The organism is Streptomyces sp. NPDC017095 (assembly GCF_044332325.1).
Lineage (GTDB): Bacteria > Actinomycetota > Actinomycetes > Streptomycetales > Streptomycetaceae > Streptomyces.
Window position 1 is genome coordinate 127,082 of record NZ_JBIROU010000016.1, and the last position, 18,306, is coordinate 145,387.

General features: G+C 73.0%; 17 protein-coding genes. 9 read left to right on the forward strand and 8 right to left on the reverse strand.

Annotation, left to right across the window (positions count from 1 at the left end):
* Window positions 1-30: 30 nt before the first annotated feature.
* Entirely contained in the window at window positions 31-906 is an 876-nt protein-coding gene (locus ACH4OA_RS28090) for a hypothetical protein (RefSeq protein WP_397971883.1), read from the reverse strand.
* 171 nt (window positions 907-1,077) lie between these two features.
* On the opposite strand from ACH4OA_RS28090, the gene ACH4OA_RS28095 reads away from it, so the two are divergent.
* From ACH4OA_RS28095 to ACH4OA_RS28110, 4 genes are all read left to right on the forward strand, one after another.
* The gene (locus ACH4OA_RS28095) at window positions 1,078-2,016 is read left to right on the forward strand and encodes a diiron oxygenase (RefSeq protein WP_397971806.1); all 939 of its coding nucleotides are present in this window, start codon (window positions 1,078-1,080) and stop codon (window positions 2,014-2,016) included.
* Between the two features lie 83 nt (window positions 2,017-2,099).
* Window positions 2,100-2,756, forward strand: a complete 657-nt coding sequence (locus ACH4OA_RS28100) for a TetR/AcrR family transcriptional regulator (RefSeq protein ID WP_397940166.1) — start codon at window positions 2,100-2,102, stop codon at window positions 2,754-2,756.
* A 4-nt stretch (window positions 2,757-2,760) separates the two neighbouring features.
* Entirely contained in the window at window positions 2,761-3,063 is a 303-nt protein-coding gene (locus ACH4OA_RS28105; protein ID WP_397940168.1) for a hypothetical protein, read from the forward strand.
* A 131-nt stretch (window positions 3,064-3,194) separates the two neighbouring features.
* On the forward strand, window positions 3,195-4,265 hold the full coding sequence (locus ACH4OA_RS28110) for a C40 family peptidase (RefSeq protein ID WP_397971808.1): 1,071 nt from the start codon (window positions 3,195-3,197) through the stop codon (window positions 4,263-4,265).
* On the opposite strand, the gene ACH4OA_RS28115 is transcribed toward ACH4OA_RS28110, so the two are convergent.
* The 5 genes from ACH4OA_RS28115 to ACH4OA_RS28135 are packed head-to-tail and all read right to left on the reverse strand — an operon-like array spanning window position 4,238 to window position 9,863.
* On the reverse strand, window positions 4,238-5,491 hold the full coding sequence (locus ACH4OA_RS28115) for a styrene monooxygenase/indole monooxygenase family protein (RefSeq protein ID WP_397940171.1): 1,254 nt from the start codon (window positions 5,489-5,491) through the stop codon (window positions 4,238-4,240). The genes ACH4OA_RS28110 and ACH4OA_RS28115 overlap by 28 nt on opposite strands.
* A gap of 23 nt (window positions 5,492-5,514) precedes the next feature.
* Window positions 5,515-6,168 (reverse strand): ATP/GTP-binding protein, encoded by a 654-nt coding sequence (locus ACH4OA_RS28120; RefSeq protein WP_365878047.1) that lies wholly within the window; start codon window positions 6,166-6,168, stop codon window positions 5,515-5,517.
* Window positions 6,149-6,574, reverse strand: coding sequence for a DUF742 domain-containing protein (locus tag ACH4OA_RS28125; RefSeq protein ID WP_365878045.1), 426 nt, complete (start codon window positions 6,572-6,574; stop codon window positions 6,149-6,151). Before ACH4OA_RS28125 ends, ACH4OA_RS28120 begins: the two co-directional genes overlap by 20 nt.
* Window positions 6,571-7,068 (reverse strand): roadblock/LC7 domain-containing protein, encoded by a 498-nt coding sequence (locus ACH4OA_RS28130; protein WP_365878043.1) that lies wholly within the window; start codon window positions 7,066-7,068, stop codon window positions 6,571-6,573. The genes ACH4OA_RS28125 and ACH4OA_RS28130 overlap by 4 nt, the downstream gene beginning before the upstream one ends.
* A complete protein-coding gene (locus ACH4OA_RS28135) occupies window positions 7,065-9,863 on the reverse strand; it encodes a nitrate- and nitrite sensing domain-containing protein (RefSeq protein WP_397971811.1) in 2,799 nt (932 codons plus the stop codon). The genes ACH4OA_RS28130 and ACH4OA_RS28135 overlap by 4 nt, the downstream gene beginning before the upstream one ends.
* A gap of 384 nt (window positions 9,864-10,247) precedes the next feature.
* Here ACH4OA_RS28135 and ACH4OA_RS28140 point away from each other — a divergent pair, with 384 nt between their 5' ends.
* Entirely contained in the window at window positions 10,248-11,036 is a 789-nt protein-coding gene (locus ACH4OA_RS28140) for a protein phosphatase 2C domain-containing protein (protein WP_397948528.1), read from the forward strand.
* Between the two features lie 73 nt (window positions 11,037-11,109).
* Here the strand turns inward: ACH4OA_RS28140 and ACH4OA_RS28145 are convergent, their stop codons facing one another.
* The gene (locus ACH4OA_RS28145; protein ID WP_365878037.1) at window positions 11,110-11,601 is read right to left on the reverse strand and encodes a MarR family transcriptional regulator; all 492 of its coding nucleotides are present in this window, start codon (window positions 11,599-11,601) and stop codon (window positions 11,110-11,112) included.
* A 238-nt stretch (window positions 11,602-11,839) separates the two neighbouring features.
* Between ACH4OA_RS28145 and ACH4OA_RS28150 the strand changes: the two genes are divergently transcribed.
* On the forward strand, window positions 11,840-12,706 hold the full coding sequence (locus ACH4OA_RS28150; RefSeq protein ID WP_397940178.1) for a lysozyme: 867 nt from the start codon (window positions 11,840-11,842) through the stop codon (window positions 12,704-12,706).
* Window positions 12,707-12,822: 116 nt separating this feature from the next.
* Here ACH4OA_RS28150 and lon read toward each other — a convergent pair whose 3' ends face one another.
* Window positions 12,823-15,252 (reverse strand): endopeptidase La, encoded by a 2,430-nt coding sequence (lon, locus tag ACH4OA_RS28155; protein WP_397971814.1) that lies wholly within the window; start codon window positions 15,250-15,252, stop codon window positions 12,823-12,825.
* 171 nt (window positions 15,253-15,423) lie between these two features.
* On the opposite strand from lon, the gene ACH4OA_RS28160 reads away from it, so the two are divergent.
* From ACH4OA_RS28160 to ACH4OA_RS28170, 3 genes are all read left to right on the forward strand, one after another.
* Window positions 15,424-16,101, forward strand: a complete 678-nt coding sequence (locus tag ACH4OA_RS28160) for a spermidine synthase (protein ID WP_397948531.1) — start codon at window positions 15,424-15,426, stop codon at window positions 16,099-16,101.
* A 112-nt stretch (window positions 16,102-16,213) separates the two neighbouring features.
* Window positions 16,214-16,954, forward strand: coding sequence for a response regulator transcription factor (locus ACH4OA_RS28165; RefSeq protein ID WP_171152889.1), 741 nt, complete (start codon window positions 16,214-16,216; stop codon window positions 16,952-16,954).
* Window positions 16,951-18,075 (forward strand): ATP-binding protein, encoded by a 1,125-nt coding sequence (locus tag ACH4OA_RS28170; protein WP_365878027.1) that lies wholly within the window; start codon window positions 16,951-16,953, stop codon window positions 18,073-18,075. The genes ACH4OA_RS28165 and ACH4OA_RS28170 overlap by 4 nt, the downstream gene beginning before the upstream one ends.
* Window positions 18,076-18,306: the final 231 nt, after the last annotated feature.

An 18,306-nucleotide genomic window follows, 5' to 3' on the forward strand; every position in this document is an offset into this window, starting at 1 on the left:
CCCGGCACGCTCCGCACGGAAGGCCCCGGGTCAGCCGGCGGGCCGGAGCATCTCCGAGCGGATCCGCACGGTGGTCCGGGCGGCGTCCGCCAGGTCCACGTCGGCGGGGTCGCGCACGGAGCCGTCGACCTCGCCGACGACGGCCGCCGTGTTGCCGTCCGCCCAGGCGCAGACGCCGTAGGTCAGGGTGGCCGCGGCGGTCTTCTGGCTGAGCACCTGGCAGCTCACGGGGGTGTCGGCGCCGGACGGGGTGACGTCGCGCGCGGGGCGCTCCACCGTCACACCCTCGGCCTCGGCGGCGCCCTTGAGCATGTTGCGGCGGATCGAGCCGGTGTTCTTGAACCGGCCGTACATGCCGGACACGAGCAGCACGGCCCGGGAGCCGTCGCCGGGCGGGCTGTAGCGGCCGACGACGGCGTGGACGTCCTTGACGCCCCAGGCGCCGTCGGCCTCGTCCTCGACCTCCTTGCCCTTGGTGCCGGAGAGGTCCTCGGCGAGGGTGTACTCGGTGCCGAGCAGGCTGTGCGGCAGGGCGAGTTCGTGCTCCGCCGCCGGGAAACCGCTGTCGAGCGCCGCGCCGAGCACCACGAAGCCGGCGACGAGGGCCGTGACGACACCGCCCACGATGCCGAGCACCAGTCCGGTCCGGCGCTTCTTCGGCGGCGGCCCCATCGGCGGCCCGCCCCAGGCGGGATACGGCGTCTGCGGCGGATAGGGCTGCGGGGCCGGATACGGCTGCCCGCCCTGGTACGGCTGCGGGGCCGGGTACGGCTGCGGGGCCGGGTACGGCTGCTGCTGCGGGTAGGGCGCCTGCCGGGGGTACGGCGGTCCGTACGGGCCGGGCGCGGCCTGCGCAGGCTGCTGGCCGTAGGGCCCCGGGTACGGCGGCTGCTGCGGAGGAGGCATGGACACGCCGAAACGCTACTGCACCCGGGCGGCCCGCCCGGCACCGCGCCCCCCGCGGAACCGGCGCACACGCCGGGCCAACAAGTCGTGCGCAAGGGATTGACGGTCTTGCTGACAGGCAGTCTCATAAGAGGCAGGACTACTACCCCCGGGTAACGAGGTGAGGGAGCCATGACGACCCTGACGGAAGCGGACGCGCTGGACGGCCTGCGCGACGCGCTCGGCCTGCTCAAGGACCGGGAAGAAGTGGCCGAACGGCTGCTCGTCTCTTCCGCCAAGCACTCCTTCGACCCGGACAAGGAGCTGGACTGGGACGCGCCCTTCGAGGAGGGCAAGTGGTTCTGGCCGCCGGAGCTGGTGTCGCTGTACGGCACCCCGATGTGGCAGCGGATGAGCGAGGAGCAGCGCATCCTGCTCTCCCGGCACGAGGCCGCGGCGCTGGCCTCGCTCGGCATCTGGTTCGAGCTCATCCTGATGCAGCTGCTCGTCCGGCACATCTACGACAAGGCGGCGACGAGCGCGCACGTGCGCTACGCCCTCACCGAGATCGAGGACGAGTGCCGGCACTCCAAGATGTTCGCGCGGCTGATCGCGCGCGGCGGCACGCCCTGGTACCCGGTGAGCCGCGCCCACCAGAACCTCGGCCGTCTGTTCAAGACCATCTCCACCACGCCCGGTTCCTTCACCGCCACGCTGCTCGGCGAGGAGGTGCTGGACTGGATGCAGCGGCTGACCTTCCCGGACGAGCGGATCCAGCCGCTGGTCCGGGGCGTCACCCGGATCCACGTGGTGGAGGAGGCGCGGCACGTCCGGTACGCCCGTGAGGAGCTGCGCCGCCAGATGATGACCGCGCCGAAGTGGTCGCAGGAGTTCACCCGGATCACGTCGGGCGAGTTCGCCCGGGTGTTCTCGGTCGCCTTCGTGAACCCCGAGGTCTACACGAACGTGGGCCTGGACAAGCGGGAGGCGATGGCGCAGGTCAAGGCGAGCGCGCACCGGCGGGAGATCATGCAGACCGGTGCCAAGCGGCTCACCGACTTCCTGGACGACATCGGCGTCCTGCGGGGCGCGGGCCGCCGCCTGTGGCGGTCGTCGGGCCTGCTGGCGTAGGTCCGGCGGTCCCGCCGCCAGGGCGCCTGGAACCGCGCGGGCACCGGGGCCGCCGCGCGCCCGCGGCGATTAGGCTGGCCGTCATGACCCCGTCGGCCACTCCCGCGTACCGCCGGCTCAGCGTCGAGGAGCGGCGCAGCCAGCTCCTCGACGCCGCGCTCTCCCTCTTCGCGCACCGCGCGCCCGAGGACGTGTCGCTGGACGACGTGGCGGAGACGGCCGGGGTGTCGCGGCCGCTGGTGTACCGGTACTTCCCCGGCGGCAAGCAGCAGCTCTACGAGGCCGCGCTGGGGTCGGCCGCCGAGGAGCTGCGCCAGTGCTTCGACGAGCCGCACGAGGGCCCGCTGCTGCCCCGCCTGTCCCGCGCCCTGGACCGCTATCTGGCCTTCGTCGACGGGCACGGCGCCGGCTTCAGCGCGCTGCTCCAGGGCGGCAGCGTGGTGGAGACCTCGCGCACCACCGCCCTCGTGGACGGGGTGCGCCGGTCCGCCGCCGAGCACATCTACCGGCACCTGGGCGTCACCGGGCCCGGTCCCCGGCTGCGCATGACCGTCCGGATGTGGATCACCGCGGTGGAGGCGGCCTCCCTGATCTGGCTGGACGAGGAGAAGCAGCCGCCGGCCGGGGAGCTGCGCGACTGGCTGGTCGAGCAGTTCGTGGCCGTCCTCACGGTCACCGCGGGCCGCGATCCGCAGACCGCCGCGCTCGTCGGCGCGCTCGCCGGGGATGGCCGAGACTGAACCCGTGAAGAGCCAGGACACCCCCTTCGAGGGCGGCCCCATGGACGGGCGCGTGCTGCCCGTCCTGCTGGGCCCCACCGGCCACCCGCCGAAGACGTACCGCATCCCCGTCCCGGACCCGGACGGCGGCCCGCCCACGGTGCTCGTCTACCGGCGGGAGCCGCGCGGGCACAGCAGGAGGCTGGGGCTGGTCCAGGGCTGGAAGTACCGCTACGACCCGGACGACCGGTCCGGCGGCGGGCTCCGGTGGCCCTGGTCCCGACCCCGCCCGGCGCCGTCGGGCAAGCCGGGTGACACGGACGGGTGACAGCGTTGGGCCGGACCGCCCAGGCTCGGCCCCCAGGGTGTGCCGGGACATCGGATGATCACCGTCACGTCTGATTATCACCGTGCGACGGAAGGCGGAGAGCCCGCCCCCGCCCGCCCGGAGGTGATGACGTGTCAGGAATGCTCCTGCGTCTGGCCGGCACGGCCGCGGTGGCGGCCCAGGCCGTCCTCGCACCCGTGTCCGCCGCCGCCGCGCCGGACCCGCAGCCGTCCGTCGCCCGGCTGCTGACGGACCTCCAGCGGCTGTACCGGCAGACCGAGCAGGCCACCGAGACCTACAACGCCACGACGGAGAAGCTGGAGCGGCAGCGCGCCGAGGTGGCCCGGCTGGACGCCGAACTGGTCCGCGCCCGGCTCACCCTAGGCGCCCACCGGACCGACGCCGGCCGGCTGGCCCGCCAGCAGTACCAGAGCGGCGACGGCCTCGGCCCCTACGTCCGCCTGCTGTTCGCGCCCGACCCGCAGCACGCGCTGGACGAGGGCCACGTCATCGGCGAACTGGCCCGCGAACGGGCCCGTACGGTGGTCCTGCTGACCGAGGCGGAGAAGCGCAAGGACGCGCTGGCCCGCGCGGCCCGCAAGGCCCTGGACACTCAGCTCGGCCTGGCCGGCCGGCAGCGGCGGCAGCGCGACGAGGTGCGGGACCGGCTGGCCGGCGTGGAACGTCTGCTGGCCCACCTCACCCCGGAGCAGCTCGCGGCCGTGGCCCGGCTGGAGGAGCAGGGCGTCGCCGCGGCCCAGCGGCGCCTGGCCACCGCGGGCGCGCTGCCCGACGACCGGCCGGCCGGACCGCGGGCGCGGCGCGCGGTCGGCTACGCCATGGCGCAGCTCGGCAAGCCGTACCGGTGGGGCGCGCAGGGCCCCGACGCCTACGACTGCTCGGGCCTCACCTCACAGGCGTGGTCCCACGCCGGCACGCCCATCCCGCGCACCAGCCAGGAGCAGTGGCGCCGGCTGCCGAAGGTGCCGCTGAACCGGCTGCGCCCCGGCGACCTGGTCGTGTACTTCCCCGAGGCCACGCACGTGGCCCTGTACGTCGGGGACGGCAAGGTCGTCCAGGCGCCGAGGCCGGGCGAGAAGGTCACGGTCGCACCACTCGCCTCCTACCCGGTGCTCGGCGCCGTACGGCCCGGCCCCGCAGGCGGGGGCGGCGGTCAGGCCCCGGTGAGCGAGCCCAGGTAGGCGGCCGCCTTGTCCGGGTCGAAGAAGAAGTCCTCGAAGTCAGCCGGGTTGTTGAAGCCGTTGGCGAAGCGGTCCGCCACCGGCTGGAGCTGTCCCGCCGCGCCGATCAGGTTCAGCACGTGCTCCGGCGGCGGCGCCAGCATGGCGTTCGTCCACTTGGTGACGTGCTGCGCGGTGGCCCAGTAGCGGTCGAACGTCTGCCGCATCCACTCCTCGTCGAACGGCTGGTCGCCCCGCTCCAGGATCGACGCCAGATACGCCGCCGCGCACTTGGACGCCGAGTTGGAACCCTGGCCGGTGATCGGGTCGTTGGCGACGACCACGTCGGCCACGCCCAGCACCAGGCCGCCGCCGGGCAGCCGGCCCACGGGGTTGCGCACGGTCGGGGCGTAGCGGCCGGCCAGCGTGCCGCCGGCGTCGGTGAGTTCCACCTTCGTGGCCCGCGCGTACTCCCAGGGCGTGAACCGCTCCATGAGTTCCAGGGTCAGGGAGAGGTGCTCCGCCGGGTCCTTGACCCCGCGGAAGGCGTCCAGCGGGCCGCCGGGTATGCCCTCCCAGAACAGGATGTCGGCGCGGCCGGAGTTGGTCAGGGTCGGCATGACGAACAGCTCGCCGACACCGGGGACCAGATTGCAGCGGACCGCGTCGAAGTCCGGGTGCTCGGGGCGCGGGCCGAGACCGTGGACGTAGGCCACCGCCAGCGCCCGCTGCGGCTCGCTGTACGGGGAGCGCTCGGGGTCGCGGGCGAACATGGACACCAGCTCGCCCTTGCCGGCCGCGACCAGCACCAGGTCGTAGGCGCGGGAGAAGTAGTCGAGGTCGCCGACGGCCGCGCCGTGGATGACGAGCTGGCCGCCGCGCTGCGCGAAGGTCTCCATCCAGCCGGCCATCTTCACCCGCTGGTCGACCGACTGCGCGTACCCGTCCAGCCGGCCCACCCAGTCGATCGCCCGCTGGGTGGGACCCGGGTCGTGCGAGCCCGGTGCGGCGACCGAGACGCCGAGTCCCTCGATCTTCGGGGCCTGGGACTCCCAGAAGTTCAGCTGGAGATCACGCTCGTGCTGGAGCGCGGTGTGGAACATGCACTGCGTCGACATCACCCGGCCGGTACGGATCTCGTCCGCGGTCCGGTTCGACATCAGGGTGACCTCGTAGCCGTGCGACTGGAGGCCGAGGGCGAGCTGGAGGCCGGACTGGCCGGCTCCCACGACGAGTATCTTCCGCATGCGGGTGAGGGCTCCTAACAGGACTACTCGGGGGTTTCGGTCAGCGCGTGGCCGACCAGCGCCAGGAGGGTCTCGATGGCCGAGATCCGCCGCCGCGCGTCCATGATCATGACAGGGACGTGCACGGGTATCGTCAGCGCCTCCCGCACGTCCGCCGGATCGAACCGCTCGCTGCCGTCGAAGTGGTTCACCGCCACGACGTACGGCAGCCCGCAGCTCTCGAAGTAGTCCAGCGCCGGGAAACAGTCCTTCAGACGGCGGGTGTCGGCCATGACGACGGCGCCGATCGCGCCGCGCACCAGGTCGTCCCACATGAACCAGAAACGCTGCTGGCCCGGTGTGCCGAACAGATAGAGCACCAGGTCGTCGTCGAGCGTGATGCGGCCGAAGTCCATGGCCACGGTGGTGGTGAGCTTGTCCGGGGTCGCGGACAGGTCGTCGGTGTCCTCGCTGGCCTCGGTCATCAGCGCCTCGGTCTGCAGGGGCGTGATCTCCGAGACGGAGGTGACCAGGGTGGTCTTGCCGACGCCGAAGCCGCCGGCCACCACGATCTTGGTCGCGATGGGAGCGCGGGTCCGGTCCGTCTGCCAGGACTTCAGGTCCTCGTCCGGCTCGGCGAACCCGGCGACGAGGGGCGTGCCTCCGACGGAGGCGGCGTCAGAGACGGCGGAGTCCACTCAGCACCCTTTCCAGCAGCGCGCGGTCCGGGCGGCCGGTACCGTGACCGGTCCCGGTGCCGTACACACGGATCTTTCCCTGGTCCGCGAGATCGCTCAGGAGTACGCGGACCACGCCGAGCGGCATCTTCAGCAGCGCGGCGATCTCGGCCACCGTGCGCATACGGCGGCACAGTTCGACGATGGCCCGCATCTCCGGCATCACCCGGGTGGCGAGGCCGCCGTTCGTCAGTTCCTTGCGCTCCTCGGGGGCCTCCAGCGCCGCCACGAACGTCTCCACCAGGAGGACGTGGCCGAAGCGGGTACGGCCGCCGGTGAGCGAGTAGGGGCGGACGCGGGCGGGTTTGCGGTCCCCGCCGCGCACCGGGAGGTGGCGCTTGCCGGCCATGTCCGGGGTGCCGCTCATCGGCTGCCCCCGGCCGGCTCGGTCTCCATGGACTTCCGCAGCTCGCTGCGGAGTTCCGGGGTCAGGACGTGCCCGGCACGGCCCACGAACAGGGCCATGTGGTACGCCACGACGCTCATGTCGCACTCGGCGGACCCGTGCACGCCGAGCAGCGAACCGTCGCTGATCGACATCACGAACAGGCTGCCCTCGTCCATCGCGACCATCGTGTGCCTCACCCCGCCGTAGTCCAGCACCTTGGCGGCGCCCACGGTGAGGCTGCCGATGCCGGAGACGATGGTGGCGAGGTCGGCGGAGGAGCCGCGCGGGCCCTTCGCCGGACCGGCCGCGCGGGACTGCTCCGCGTGGGCCGGATCGGACGACAGCAGCAGCAGTCCGTCCGAGGAGACCACGGCGACGGACTGGATGCCGGGTACTTCCTCGACCAGGTTGGTCAGCAGCCAGTGCAGGTTACGGGCTTCACTGCTCAGTCCGTAAGTAGTGGGCGCGGTCAACTGCTTGCCTCCTCGGCTGTGCCCCCCGTGGCTTCTTCGGCGTGTGCGTAGCTGGCCGGCCGCCGGTGGCCGGCCGTCTTCTCGGCGATCTCCACCTCCACGTCGCGGTAGCCGGCCTCGGCACCGCGGCGGAAGCCGCCGAGCCGGCGGCGCAGGGCCTCGGCGTCGACGCCGGTGCCGCGCTGGCGGGGCGGGGCGGTGGGGGCGGTGATCTTGGGTGTGCGCTTGGGAAGACCCTTGCTGGTGAGCCGCTCCTCCGGCTCGGCGGGTTCGGCGGCCGGCGGTGCATCGGCGGGTGTCCGCGCCCCGGCCGCGTCGTCGGCGGCCGGGTGTCCCGGCCCGCCCTCCGTGCGGTTGTCGTCGTCGGATGCGGCCGGCTCGCGGGGGGTGTCCTGGCCGGCGGCCGCCGGGTGCTCCGGCGGTGCCTCCGGGAGCAGCAGTTCCATCGTCGTCTCGGCGTAGGTCTCCGCCGGGGCCTTCGGACGGGTCTCGGTGTCCCGGGCGGGCCGGGCCGCCTGCTCGTGGGCGGGCCGCTCCGCCGGGGCCGCGTCAGCGGACTCCGCCTGGCGTACGGCCTGTTCGGCCAGGGTGACCAGGGGGTCCTTGGCGCGGGCGTGCAGGACGTTGGAGTTGGCCTCGGCGTCGACGCCGGGCAGGGTGAGGGTGCCCGTGGTGCCAAGGGCCGCGGCCTGCGGCGGGAGCGCGGCGGGCGGGGCCTCGGTGAGGAGCTGCGCCGGCAGGACCACCACCGCCGCGGTGCCGCCCTGCTTCTGCTCGCGCAGCTGGACGCGGACGCCGTGGCGGTGGGCCAGGCGGGCCACGACGTACAGGCCGAGGCCGACGCCGTCGCCGTCCTCGTGGTCGTGGACGGACCCGGGGTCGAACGCGGCGAGGCGGGCGTTGAGGCGGGTCAGGCGCTCCTTCGCCATGCCGATGCCCTCGTCCTGGACCGACAGCATGACCTCGCCCGACTCCAGCAGCCAGCCGGAGACCTCCACCGGCAGCTCGGGCGGGGAGAACGCGGTGGCGTTCTCCATGAGTTCGGCCAGCAGGTGGGAGAGGTCGTCGGCGGCGAAGCCGGCCACGTGGGCGTGCGGCGGCAGGGCCGCGATACGGACGCGTTCGTAGCGCTCGATCTCGCTGACCGCGGCCCGGACCACGTCGACCAGCGGCACCGGGCCGGGGTGCTGCTGGACGTGCTCCGTGCCGGCGAGGACCAGCAGGTTCTCGCTGTGCCGGCGCATGACCGTGGCGAAGTGGTCCAGCTTGAAGAGGGTGGCGAGCCGCTCGGGGTCCTGCTCGCGCTCCTCCAGGCCCTCGATGACCGCGAGCTGGCGCTCGACCAGGGTCAGGGTGCGCAGGGCGAGGTTGACGAAGGTGGAGCCGATGCTGGTGCGCAGCCGCTCCAGCTGGGCGGCGGACTCGGCGAGTTCGGCGCGCAGCTCCTCGCGGGCGTCGGCCATCTTCTGCCGCTGGCCCACCAGGTGCTTGCGGTCGGTCTCCAGGGTGCCCACCCGCTCGTGCAGGGCGACGGCGTGCGCGTGCAGGGCGTTGACCGAGCGGACCACCTGGGCGAACTCGTCGTTGCGGCCCGTGAAGGCGATCGGCTCCTGGGCCGTGGGGTCCTCGGCCCCGGCCAGGCGGGCCGAGCCGCGGCGCAGGACGGACAGCGGGCGGGTCAGGGTGCGGGCCATGGCGGTGGCGACACCGACCGCGACCAGCAGCAGGACGCCGAGGACGGCGACTCGGACCTCCAGGGCGGTGACGTCGTCGTCCCGCAGCTTCTCGAGGTCCTTGGTGCGGTGGTCGTAGAGCGCGGACTCGGCGCCGCGCATCAGGTCGACGCGGGCGGACAGGGCCGCGTCCAGCTTCTTGGCGCTGGTCGTCAGCTCGCTGTCGGCGAGGGTGGGCTCGTCGGTGAGCGCGGCCAGGTACTTCTCGGCCGAGTTGACCTCGGCGCCGGTGACGGTGGAGTCATAGGAGTCGACGGCCGCCTTGGGCGCGGTGTCCCGGAAGCCGGCGAGGGCCGCGTCGGCGCGCAGCCGGGCCTGCTGGGCGGCGGCGGTGAGCGCGTCGCGCCGCTTGCGGTCCTCGTCGGTGCCGGTGGCGGTCGTGGTGGGCAGGCCGGTGACGGGGTCGGTCACCGTCTGGGTGCCGCCCGGGACGTTCAGCGCGGCCAGCAGCAGGCCGCGGGCGGCCGCGGACTGCTGGACGGCGGAGTCCAGCTCGGCCAGGGCGTGCGCGCCGGAACCGGCCCGCGGCGGCGTCCGCTCGGCCAGTTGCTCGGCCAGCCGGTGCAGCTCGGTGATGGCCGCCGTGTACGCCTGGTGGGTCTGGAGGGCGTCGTCCTTGCCGGTGAGCGCGGCGCGGCGGACGGCGCCGATGCGGTCCAGGGCGGTGCGCAGGTCCGCCGGGGTGTCGGTGTCGGCGCGCAGCTCCTGGACCTGCCGGTCCACGCGGGCGCTGCGGTCCTCGGAGGGCGCCTTGGACTTGGGGCGGCCGGCCGCGACGTAGGAGGTGACCTGGTCGCGTTCGTCGGCCAGCGAGTGGGCGAGCGTCAGCGCGTCCTGGGTGCGGACGGCGAGCGTCACCAGTTCCTGGGAGTCGCCGACGTCCCCGGAGGCGCCGAGCAGCGCGGGCGCGCCGGCCCCGGCCACGGCGGCGGCCACCACGGCGACGGCGACGATCAGCCGGGTGCGCACATGGCGGGGGCGACCGGTGCCCATGGGTGTCTCGGGGACGGTCCCCGCGGGGGCCGTCTGACTGCCTGTGCGCCGAGGCCGCTTTTTCTGCACCGGTGCTCGCATTCCTGAACTCGTCTACCCAGGGGTCCGGGTGGCACCCCGTCAGCTCGGTGCCAGGTGGTGCGTACACCCGGTTCGTATGGTTCCCGACCCTCCCAGCGCCGGTGGGCAGTGGTCGCGCATCACCTGACCCGCCACCCGAAGGAGTGAACATCGGAGGGGAGTTGGCGGGCAAGTTCCTCTGGCGTGTGCCCGGCTCCCCCGCGGCGGGCCGGTTGGACGCGCGCGGCAGGCTTTGGCAGTATTCGCCACCACGCCTTCCCGGACTGCCCCATTCTCCCCCAAATCAGGCGTCTGACCTGCGAGGTCGCGGAATTCCACCGGTCCTTGCCGGCCGTTGGCGCGCCATGTGAAGGGCTCGTGCAGACTGGCCGGATGCGCACTGATCTTGTTTCGGAACCCGGCGCCCCGGGCCGCCCCAACGAGGACTTCGCCGGTGTCGGACTACCCGCCTGCGGACAGGGAGGTTGCGCGATCGTCCTGGACGGAGTGACCCCGCCCCGGGGCGGGACGGGCTGTCTGCATTCCGTGCACTGGTTCACGGCGCGGCTGGGCGGTGCGCTGACCGAACTGACCGTTTCCTGCCGAGATCTGACGCTGGCGGAGATTCTCGCGCGGGCGATCCGGCGTACCGCCGACGCCCATGCGGACACCTGTGACCTTTCTCACCCGCGGACGCCTCAGGCAACCGTCGCCCTGGCCCGCTGGTCCGCCGCGGAGGTCGAGTACCTGGTGCTGTCCGACGCCGCGCTGCTGCTGTGCGGGCCCGACGGCGGGGTCACCCCGGTGCTGGACGACCGGCTCGCCCGGCTCCCGCCCGCCGCGCTGGCCACGGAGTCCCTGGTCGACACGCGGCTGCGCAACAAGGAGGGCGGCTTCTTCACGGCCGCCGCCGATCCGGCGGTCCACGCGCGCGCGGTCACCGGGGTGCTGCCCCGGCACGCGGTCCGGGCGCTGGCCGCGCTGACGGACGGCGCGGCCCGCTGGACGGAGACGTTCGGCGCGGGCGACTGGACGGCCCTGTTCGAGGTGGTCGCCAAGGAGGGCGCCCGGTCGCTGGTCGAGCGGGTGCGGGAGCTGGAGGCGGCGGACCGCGAGCGGCGGGCGTTCCTGGGGCGGGGCAAGACGCACGACGACGCGACGGTGGTCTACGCGGAGCTGTGAGGCGCCCCGGGGCGTGCGGCGGCCGGGCGGCCGGCCGGGCCCGCACGGGCGCGGGGAGCCGGCGGCGGGGCGGTCATCTGGCCATGACGCCGTTCAGCTCGTGCAGCAGCCGGGCCAGTTCGGAGACCTCGCGGCGGTCCCAGTGGGCGAGCTGGCGGACGTAGCGGGCGCGGCGGGCCTCGCGGACGGTGCCGACGCGGCGGCTGCCCTCCTCGGTGAGGGTGACGAGCCAGGCGCGGCCGTCGGCCGGGTCGGGTTCGCGGGCGACGAGGCCCAGCTCCTCCAGGGCGCGCAACTGGCGGGACATGGTGGCCTTGCCGACCCCGATGTAGGCGGCGAGTTCCGTGGCCCGCTGGCCGCCCAGTTCGTCCAGCCGGATGAGCAGGCCGTACGCGGAGGACTCCAGGTCGGGGTGGACCTCCCGGGCCATCTCCGCCTGGCTGGCCCGGGCGCGCCGCAGCAGTACGGTCAACTCGCGCTCCAGCGACAGGAATTCCTGGTCTGCACCACTGGGCGTCGCCTGGCCGGCGGCGCGCAGCGCGCCGTCGTTTGCGTCCTCGTGCACGTCAGCACCCCTGATCGGTTTCGCAGTCCTGAAAGTTTCTGTCACACGTCGCCATCACCGCAGCTCCGCCAGTATTTCGCAGGCGTAGACCAACGGCGTCGTCCGGACCCCCTTCCACGCCGTCATCTACGTGCGTAGCTTCTTTATCACGCGACGAATGGCATGCCCACGCCAGTGGCACGCGGTCAGCCCCCCACGACCCCGCCCGCTTCCCCGCTCCCCTCCCCGGAGGCACGTCATGACCGTGCTCAGACCCGGTTCCGCCCGCCGCACCCGCCCCCGCCTCTCCCGCCGCATCACCCTCGGCTCCCCGCGCCGGCTCGCCGTCGTGGTCACGGCACTGGCCGCGGGCCTGTCCCTCACGCTCCCGCTCGCCTCCGCGCAGGCCGCGAGCACGCCCGCCCGCGGCTCCGCCTACATGGGCATGGGCGTCCTCGCCCACGACGGCCGGGACGGCACGCCCAGCACGGGCGACGCCACCCAGACCGAGGGCGTGGACGTCTCCGGCTACCAGGGCAACGTCGCCTGGTCCACCCTGTGGGGCAGCGGGGTCCGCTGGGCCTACACGAAGGCGACGGAAGGCACGTACTACACGAACCCGTACTTCGCCCAGCAGTACAACGGCGCCTACAACGTGGGCATGATCCGCGGCTCCTACCACTTCGCCACCCCGGACACCACCAGCGGCGCCACCCAGGCCAACTACTTCGTGGACCACGGCGGCGGCTGGTCCCGCGACGGCAAGACCCTGCCCGGCGCCCTCGACATCGAGTGGAACCCCTACGGCGCCGCCTGTTACGGCAAGACCGCGAGCCAGATGGTCGCCTGGATCGCCGACTTCCTCGCCGCCTACAAGGCCCGCACCGGCCGGGACCCCGTGATCTACACGGCCACGAGCTGGTGGACCCAGTGCACCGGCAACTACGGCGGCTTCGCGGTGAACAACCCGCTGTGGATCGCCCGTTACGCCGCCGACCCGGGCACGCTGCCGGCCGGCTGGTCGTACTACACGATGTGGCAGTACACCTCCTCCGGGCCGACGGTCGGGGACCACGACAAGTTCAACGGCGCCCTGGACCGGGTGCAGGCCCTCGCCAACGGCTGAGGCACCGCCCGGCCGCGCGCGATGCCCCCGGCCGGCCGGCCGGGGGCGTTCCGGGCGCACGACGGGGGCCCGGGTCTCCCTCAGGGAACCCGGGCCCCGCCGTCCCGTGACGTCCGTCACGCCGCCACGGGAACCTCCGGCTCCGCGGCGCTCGTGGCGGGCGCGAGAGCCAGCTCCAGGACCTGGCGGACATCGGCCACGGTATGCACCTCCAGCGTGTCCAGCACCTCGGCCGGGACGTCGTCCAGGTCGGGCTCGTTGCGCTTGGGGATGATCACGGTGGTCACCCCGGCGCGGTGGGCGGCGAGCAGCTTCTGCTTCACGCCGCCGATCGGCAGCACCCGCCCGGTCAGCGAGACCTCGCCGGTCATGGCCACATCGGTGCGGACCAGCCGGCCGGAGAGCAGCGAGGCGAGGGCCGTGGTCATCGTGACGCCCGCGCTCGGACCGTCCTTGGGCACCGCGCCCGCCGGGAAGTGGATGTGCACGCCCCGGTCCTTCAGACCCGCCACCGGCAGCTCCAGCTCGGCGCCGTGGCTGCGCAGGAAGCTCAGCGCGATCTGCGCGGACTCCTTCATCACGTCCCCGAGCTGACCGGTGAGGGTCAGGCCCGCCGCGCCGGTCTCCGGGTCGGCCAGGGACGCCTCCACGAAGAGCACGTCACCGCCGGCGCCGGTGACCGCGAGCCCGGTGGCCACGCCGGGGACGGCCGTACGGCGCTCGGCCGGGTCCTGGGCGGACTCGGGCACGTGGTGCGGCCGGCCGATCAGCCCGCGCAGCTCGCCGTCGGTGACCGTGCACGGCAGCTCCCGCTCGCCCAGTTCGTGCTGGGCGGCGACCTTGCGCAGCAGCCGGGCGAGGGACCGCTCCAGGGTGCGCACGCCCGCCTCGCGGGTGTACTCGCCGGCCAGCTTGCGCAGCGCGCTGTCGTCGATCGTGACCTCGGCCCGGTCCAGGCCGGCCCGCTCCAGCTGGCGCGGGAGCAGGTGGTCGCGGGCGATGACGATCTTCTCGTCCTCGGTGTAGCCGTCCAGGCGGACGATCTCCATCCGGTCGGCGAGGGCCTCCGGGATGGCCTCCAGGACGTTGGCGGTGGCGAGGAAGACCACGTCGGACAGGTCCAGCTCGACTTCCAGGTAGTGGTCCCGGAAGGTGTGGTTCTGCGCCGGGTCGAGGACTTCGAGCAGGGCGGCGGCCGGGTCGCCCCGGAAGTCGGAGCCCACCTTGTCGATCTCGTCCAGCAGGACCACCGGGTTCATCGAGCCGGCCTCCTTGACGGCCCGCACGATCCGGCCGGGCAGCGCGCCGACGTACGTACGGCGGTGGCCGCGGATCTCGGCCTCGTCGCGGACGCCGCCGAGGGCGACCCGGACGAACTTGCGGCCCATCGCGTGGGCGACGCTCTCGCCGAGGCTGGTCTTGCCGACGCCGGGCGGGCCGACCAGGGCGAGCACGGCACCGCCGCGCCGCCCGCCGATGACGCCCAGGCCGCGGTCCGCGCGCCGCTTGCGCACGGCCAGGTACTCGGTGATGCGCTCCTTGACGTCCTCCAGGCCCGCGTGCTCGGCGTCCAGCACCGCCTTGGCGCCCTGGATGTCGTACGCGTCCTCGGTCCGCTCGTTCCACGGCATCTCCAGGACGGTGTCCAGCCAGGTCCGGATCCAGGAGCCCTCGGGCGACTGGTCGGAGGCGCGCTCCAGCTTGTCGACCTCCTTCAGCGCGGCCTCGCGGACCTTCTCCGGCAGGTCGGCGGCCTCCACGCGGGCGCGGTAGTCGTCGCTCTCCTCGGCCGAATCCTTGGAGTTCTCGCCGTTCAGCTCGCGCAGCTCCTTGCGGACGGCCTCGAGCTGACGGCGCAGCAGGAACTCGCGCTGCTGCTTGTCGACGCCCTCCTGGACGTCCTTGGCGATGGTCTCGGCCACCTCCTGCTCGGCGAGGTGGTCGCGCAGCTGCTGGGTGGCCAGCCGGAGCCGGGCCACCGGGTCGGCGATCTCCAGCAGTTCGACCTTCTGGTCGGTGGTCAGGAACGGCGAGTAGCCGGAGTTGTCGGCCAGCGCGGACACGTCGTCGATGGCCTGGACGCGGTCCACGACCTGCCAGGCGCCGCGCTTCTTCAGCCAGGTGGTGGCGAGCGCCTTGTACTCCTTGACCAGTTCGGCGACGTGGCCCGGCAGCGGCTCCGGCACGCTCTCCCCGACGCTCGCGCCCTCGACCCAGAGCGCGGCGCCCGGTCCGGTGGTGCCGGCGCCGATACGGACCCGGCTGCGGCCGCGGACCAGGGCCCCGGGGTCACCGTCGGCCAGCCGTCCGACCTGCTCCACCGTGCCGAGGACACCTGTCTTGGCGTAGGTGCCGTCGATCCGCGGCACCAGCAGGACCCTGGGCTTGCCGGGTTCGGAACGGGCGGCGGCCTGCGCGGCCTCCACCGCGGCCCGCACCTCGGCGTCGCTCAGGTCCAGTGGCACCACCATGCCGGGCAGTACGACCTCGTCGTCGAGCGGCAGCACGGGCAGGGTCAGCGTGAACGCCGGTGACTCAGCAGCCATGATCTCCCCTTAGGCAGTCAACTTGAGCTATGCCGACTCAATGTTCTGGCGGCTCCCAATGTTCCCGAAGCGGTGTTCGCTCTGAGCGATCACTTGCCGGCCGCCACTCGTCCGTGGACGTCCCGCGCAATTCCCGTGAACGTCCGGCCCTGTTCGAGCAGGATGGGGGCCATGACTGCCGTGTACGACACTCCCGTGGTCCTGGACCGGCGCGACGGCCCGTACGGCGAGGTGGTGCTGCGCCGGCACGGCGCGCTGCTGCAGATCATCGCCAACGGCTGCTTCCTGATGGACACCTCCGACGGCCGCTCGGAACGCCTGCTGGTGGACGCCGCGCGCACCGCGCTGGACGGCCGGCCGGCGCCGGAGGTGCTGATCGGCGGGCTGGGCGTGGGCTTCTCGCTCGCACACGCCGCGGCCGATCCCGGCTGGGGCCGGATCACCGTGGTGGAGCGCGAGCCCGCCGTCATCGACTGGCACCGGGAGGGCCCGCTGTCCGCGCTGTCCGCCGCCGCGCTCGCCGACCCGCGCACCCGGATCGTACGAGCCGATCTCGTGGCGTACGTCAATGAGACATCCGACACGTTCGACGCGCTGTGCCTCGACATCGACAACGGCCCCGGCTGGACCGTCACGGAGGACAACGACGGCCTGTACTCGCCGGCCGGACTCGCCGCCTGCGCACGGGTGTTGAGACCCGGCGGGGTGCTCGCGGTGTGGTCGGCCGAGCCCTCTCCGGAATTTGAAGGAACCTTGCGGAATGCCGGGTTCCAGCAGGTGCGTACCGAAGAGGTGCCGGTTGCCCGGGGCGTTCCCGACGCCGTCCACCTCGCCGTCCGGCCTGGATAGCGACAGCGCGGTGAGTCCCCGTAATGTGCTGCCCTGACGCGGATCATTCAAGCGTCAAACGCAGACATGGGATCACCCCACGGATTCCGGAAAGCAACAACAGGGGCGGGCGATGGAGCAGACACACACCTCCCAGAGCGGCGCGGCGACGACCACCCCCGGCGCACAGCGCCGGGTGCTGGTCGTCGAGGACGATCCCACGATCGTCGACGCCATCGCGGCCCGGCTCCGTGCCGAGGGATTCCTGGTGCAAACGGCGGGGGACGGTCCGGCCGCCGTCGACACGGCCGAGGCCTGGCAGCCGGATCTGCTGATCCTCGACATCATGCTGCCCGGCTTCGACGGCCTCGAGGTGTGCCGGCGGGTGCAGGCCCAGCGGCCGGTGCCGGTGCTGATGCTCACCGCGCGGGACGACGAGACGGACATGCTGGTCGGGCTGGGCGTGGGCGCCGACGACTACATGACCAAGCCGTTCTCCATGCGGGAGCTGGCGGCCCGTGTGCACGTGCTGCTGCGCCGGGTGGAGCGGGCCGCGCTGGCCGCGACCACGCCCCGGTCCGGCATCCTGCGCCTGGGCGAACTGGAGATCGACCACGCCCAGCGCCGGGTGCGGGTGAAGTCCGAGGACGTCCATCTGACGCCCACCGAGTTCGACCTGCTGGTGTGCCTGGCGAACACCCCGCGCGCGGTGCTCTCCCGGGAGCAGCTGCTCGCCGAGGTGTGGGACTGGGCGGACGCCTCCGGCACCCGCACGGTCGACAGCCATATCAAGGCGCTGCGCCGGAAGATCGGCGCCGAGCGGATCCGCACCGTGCACGGTGTGGGCTACGCCCTGGAGACACCGACCCCGTGAGCGGCGGCGGGCGCCAGGCCGCACGGAGGAGCCCCGGGACCCTCGGCGAGGAATCCTGGGGCGGCGTTCGCCCGTTCTCGATCAAGACCAAGCTGGGCGTGCTGGTCGTCATCGCGGTGCTGATCACCACCGGGCTGTCCATCGTCGCGGTGCACACCAAGACGGAGCTGCGCTTCATCACGGTCTTCTCGATGATCGCCACGCTGCTCATCACGCAGTTCGTGGCGCACTCGCTCACCATGCCGCTGGACGAGATGAACGCGGTGGCCCGCTCCATCTCGCACGGCGACTACACGCGCCGGGTGAAGGAGCACCGCCGGGACGAACTCGGCGACCTGGCCCAGACGATCAACGTCATGGCCGACGAGCTGGAGGCCCAGGACAACCAGCGCAAGGAGCTGGTGGCGAACGTCTCGCACGAGCTGCGCACCCCGATCGCCGGGTTGCGCGCGGTGCTGGAGAACATCGTCGACGGGGTCACCGAGGCCGATCCGGAGACCATGCGGACGGCCCTGAAGCAGACCGAGCGGCTCGGCCGGCTGGTGGAGACCCTGCTCGACCTGTCCCGGCTGGACAACGGCGTCGTCCCGCTGAAGACCCGGCGGTTCGAGGTGTGGCCGTACCTGTCGGGCGTGCTGAAGGAGGCCAACATGGTCGCCTCGGCGCGCGCGGGCATCGCCTCCGGCTCGGGCAGCCACACCCGCAAGGACGTCCATCTGCACCTCGACGTATCGCCGCCGGAGCTGACCGCGCACGCGGACCCCGAGCGCATCCACCAGGTCGTCGCGAACCTGATAGACAACGCGGTCAAGCACAGTCCCGCGCACGGCCGGGTGACCGTGAAGGCGCGGCGCGGGCCGCAGCCGGAGTCGCTGGTGCTGGAGGTCCTCGACGAGGGCCCGGGCATCCCCCGGTCCGAGTGGCACCGGGTGTTCGAGCGGTTCAACCGGGGTGCCGTCACCCGGCCGCACGGCCCGGGCAGCGACGGCGGCACGGGCCTGGGGCTGGCCATCGCCCGGTGGGCGGTCGATCTGCACGGCGGCCGGATCGGTGTGGCCGAATCCGAGCGGGGCTGCCGGATCATCGTCACTCTCCCGGGACTGACTTCCCTGCCGGGTTGACGTACAGTCCGCACCGGAAGCTCAAGATCCACGACGGGCCGCCGCCGCTCGGCGCAGCTGGACACGTGTGATCAGGGCAGGCCCGGGCACACGTCGAACGACAGTGCGCCGGGCCCGTGCCGGCGCACCCTCTCACCTGCCGAACCACGCTTGTTTCCCGCCATATCAAGCCCCGAAACAAGATTTCCGATGTGACTTACACGACGATGACCTTGCTCGACCTGACCTTCC

Excerpts from the sequence above, each read along its gene's own strand:
- ACH4OA_RS28090 (WP_397971883.1), bottom strand. The coding sequence starts at position 906 with ATGCCTCCTCCGCAGCAGCCGCCGTACCCGGGGCCCTACGGCCAGCAG.
- ACH4OA_RS28095 (WP_397971806.1), top strand. The coding sequence starts at position 1,078 with ATGACGACCCTGACGGAAGCGGACGCGCTGGACGGCCTGCGCGACGCG.
- ACH4OA_RS28100 (WP_397940166.1), top strand. The coding sequence starts at position 2,100 with ATGACCCCGTCGGCCACTCCCGCGTACCGCCGGCTCAGCGTCGAGGAG.
- ACH4OA_RS28115 (WP_397940171.1), bottom strand. The coding sequence starts at position 5,491 with ATGCGGAAGATACTCGTCGTGGGAGCCGGCCAGTCCGGCCTCCAGCTC.
- ACH4OA_RS28125 (WP_365878045.1), bottom strand. The coding sequence starts at position 6,574 with ATGAGCGGCACCCCGGACATGGCCGGCAAGCGCCACCTCCCGGTGCGC.
- ACH4OA_RS28140 (WP_397948528.1), top strand. The coding sequence starts at position 10,248 with ATGCGCACTGATCTTGTTTCGGAACCCGGCGCCCCGGGCCGCCCCAAC.
- ACH4OA_RS28150 (WP_397940178.1), top strand. The coding sequence starts at position 11,840 with ATGACCGTGCTCAGACCCGGTTCCGCCCGCCGCACCCGCCCCCGCCTC.
- lon (WP_397971814.1), bottom strand. The coding sequence starts at position 15,252 with ATGGCTGCTGAGTCACCGGCGTTCACGCTGACCCTGCCCGTGCTGCCG.
- ACH4OA_RS28160 (WP_397948531.1), top strand. The coding sequence starts at position 15,424 with ATGACTGCCGTGTACGACACTCCCGTGGTCCTGGACCGGCGCGACGGC.
- ACH4OA_RS28165 (WP_171152889.1), top strand. The coding sequence starts at position 16,214 with ATGGAGCAGACACACACCTCCCAGAGCGGCGCGGCGACGACCACCCCC.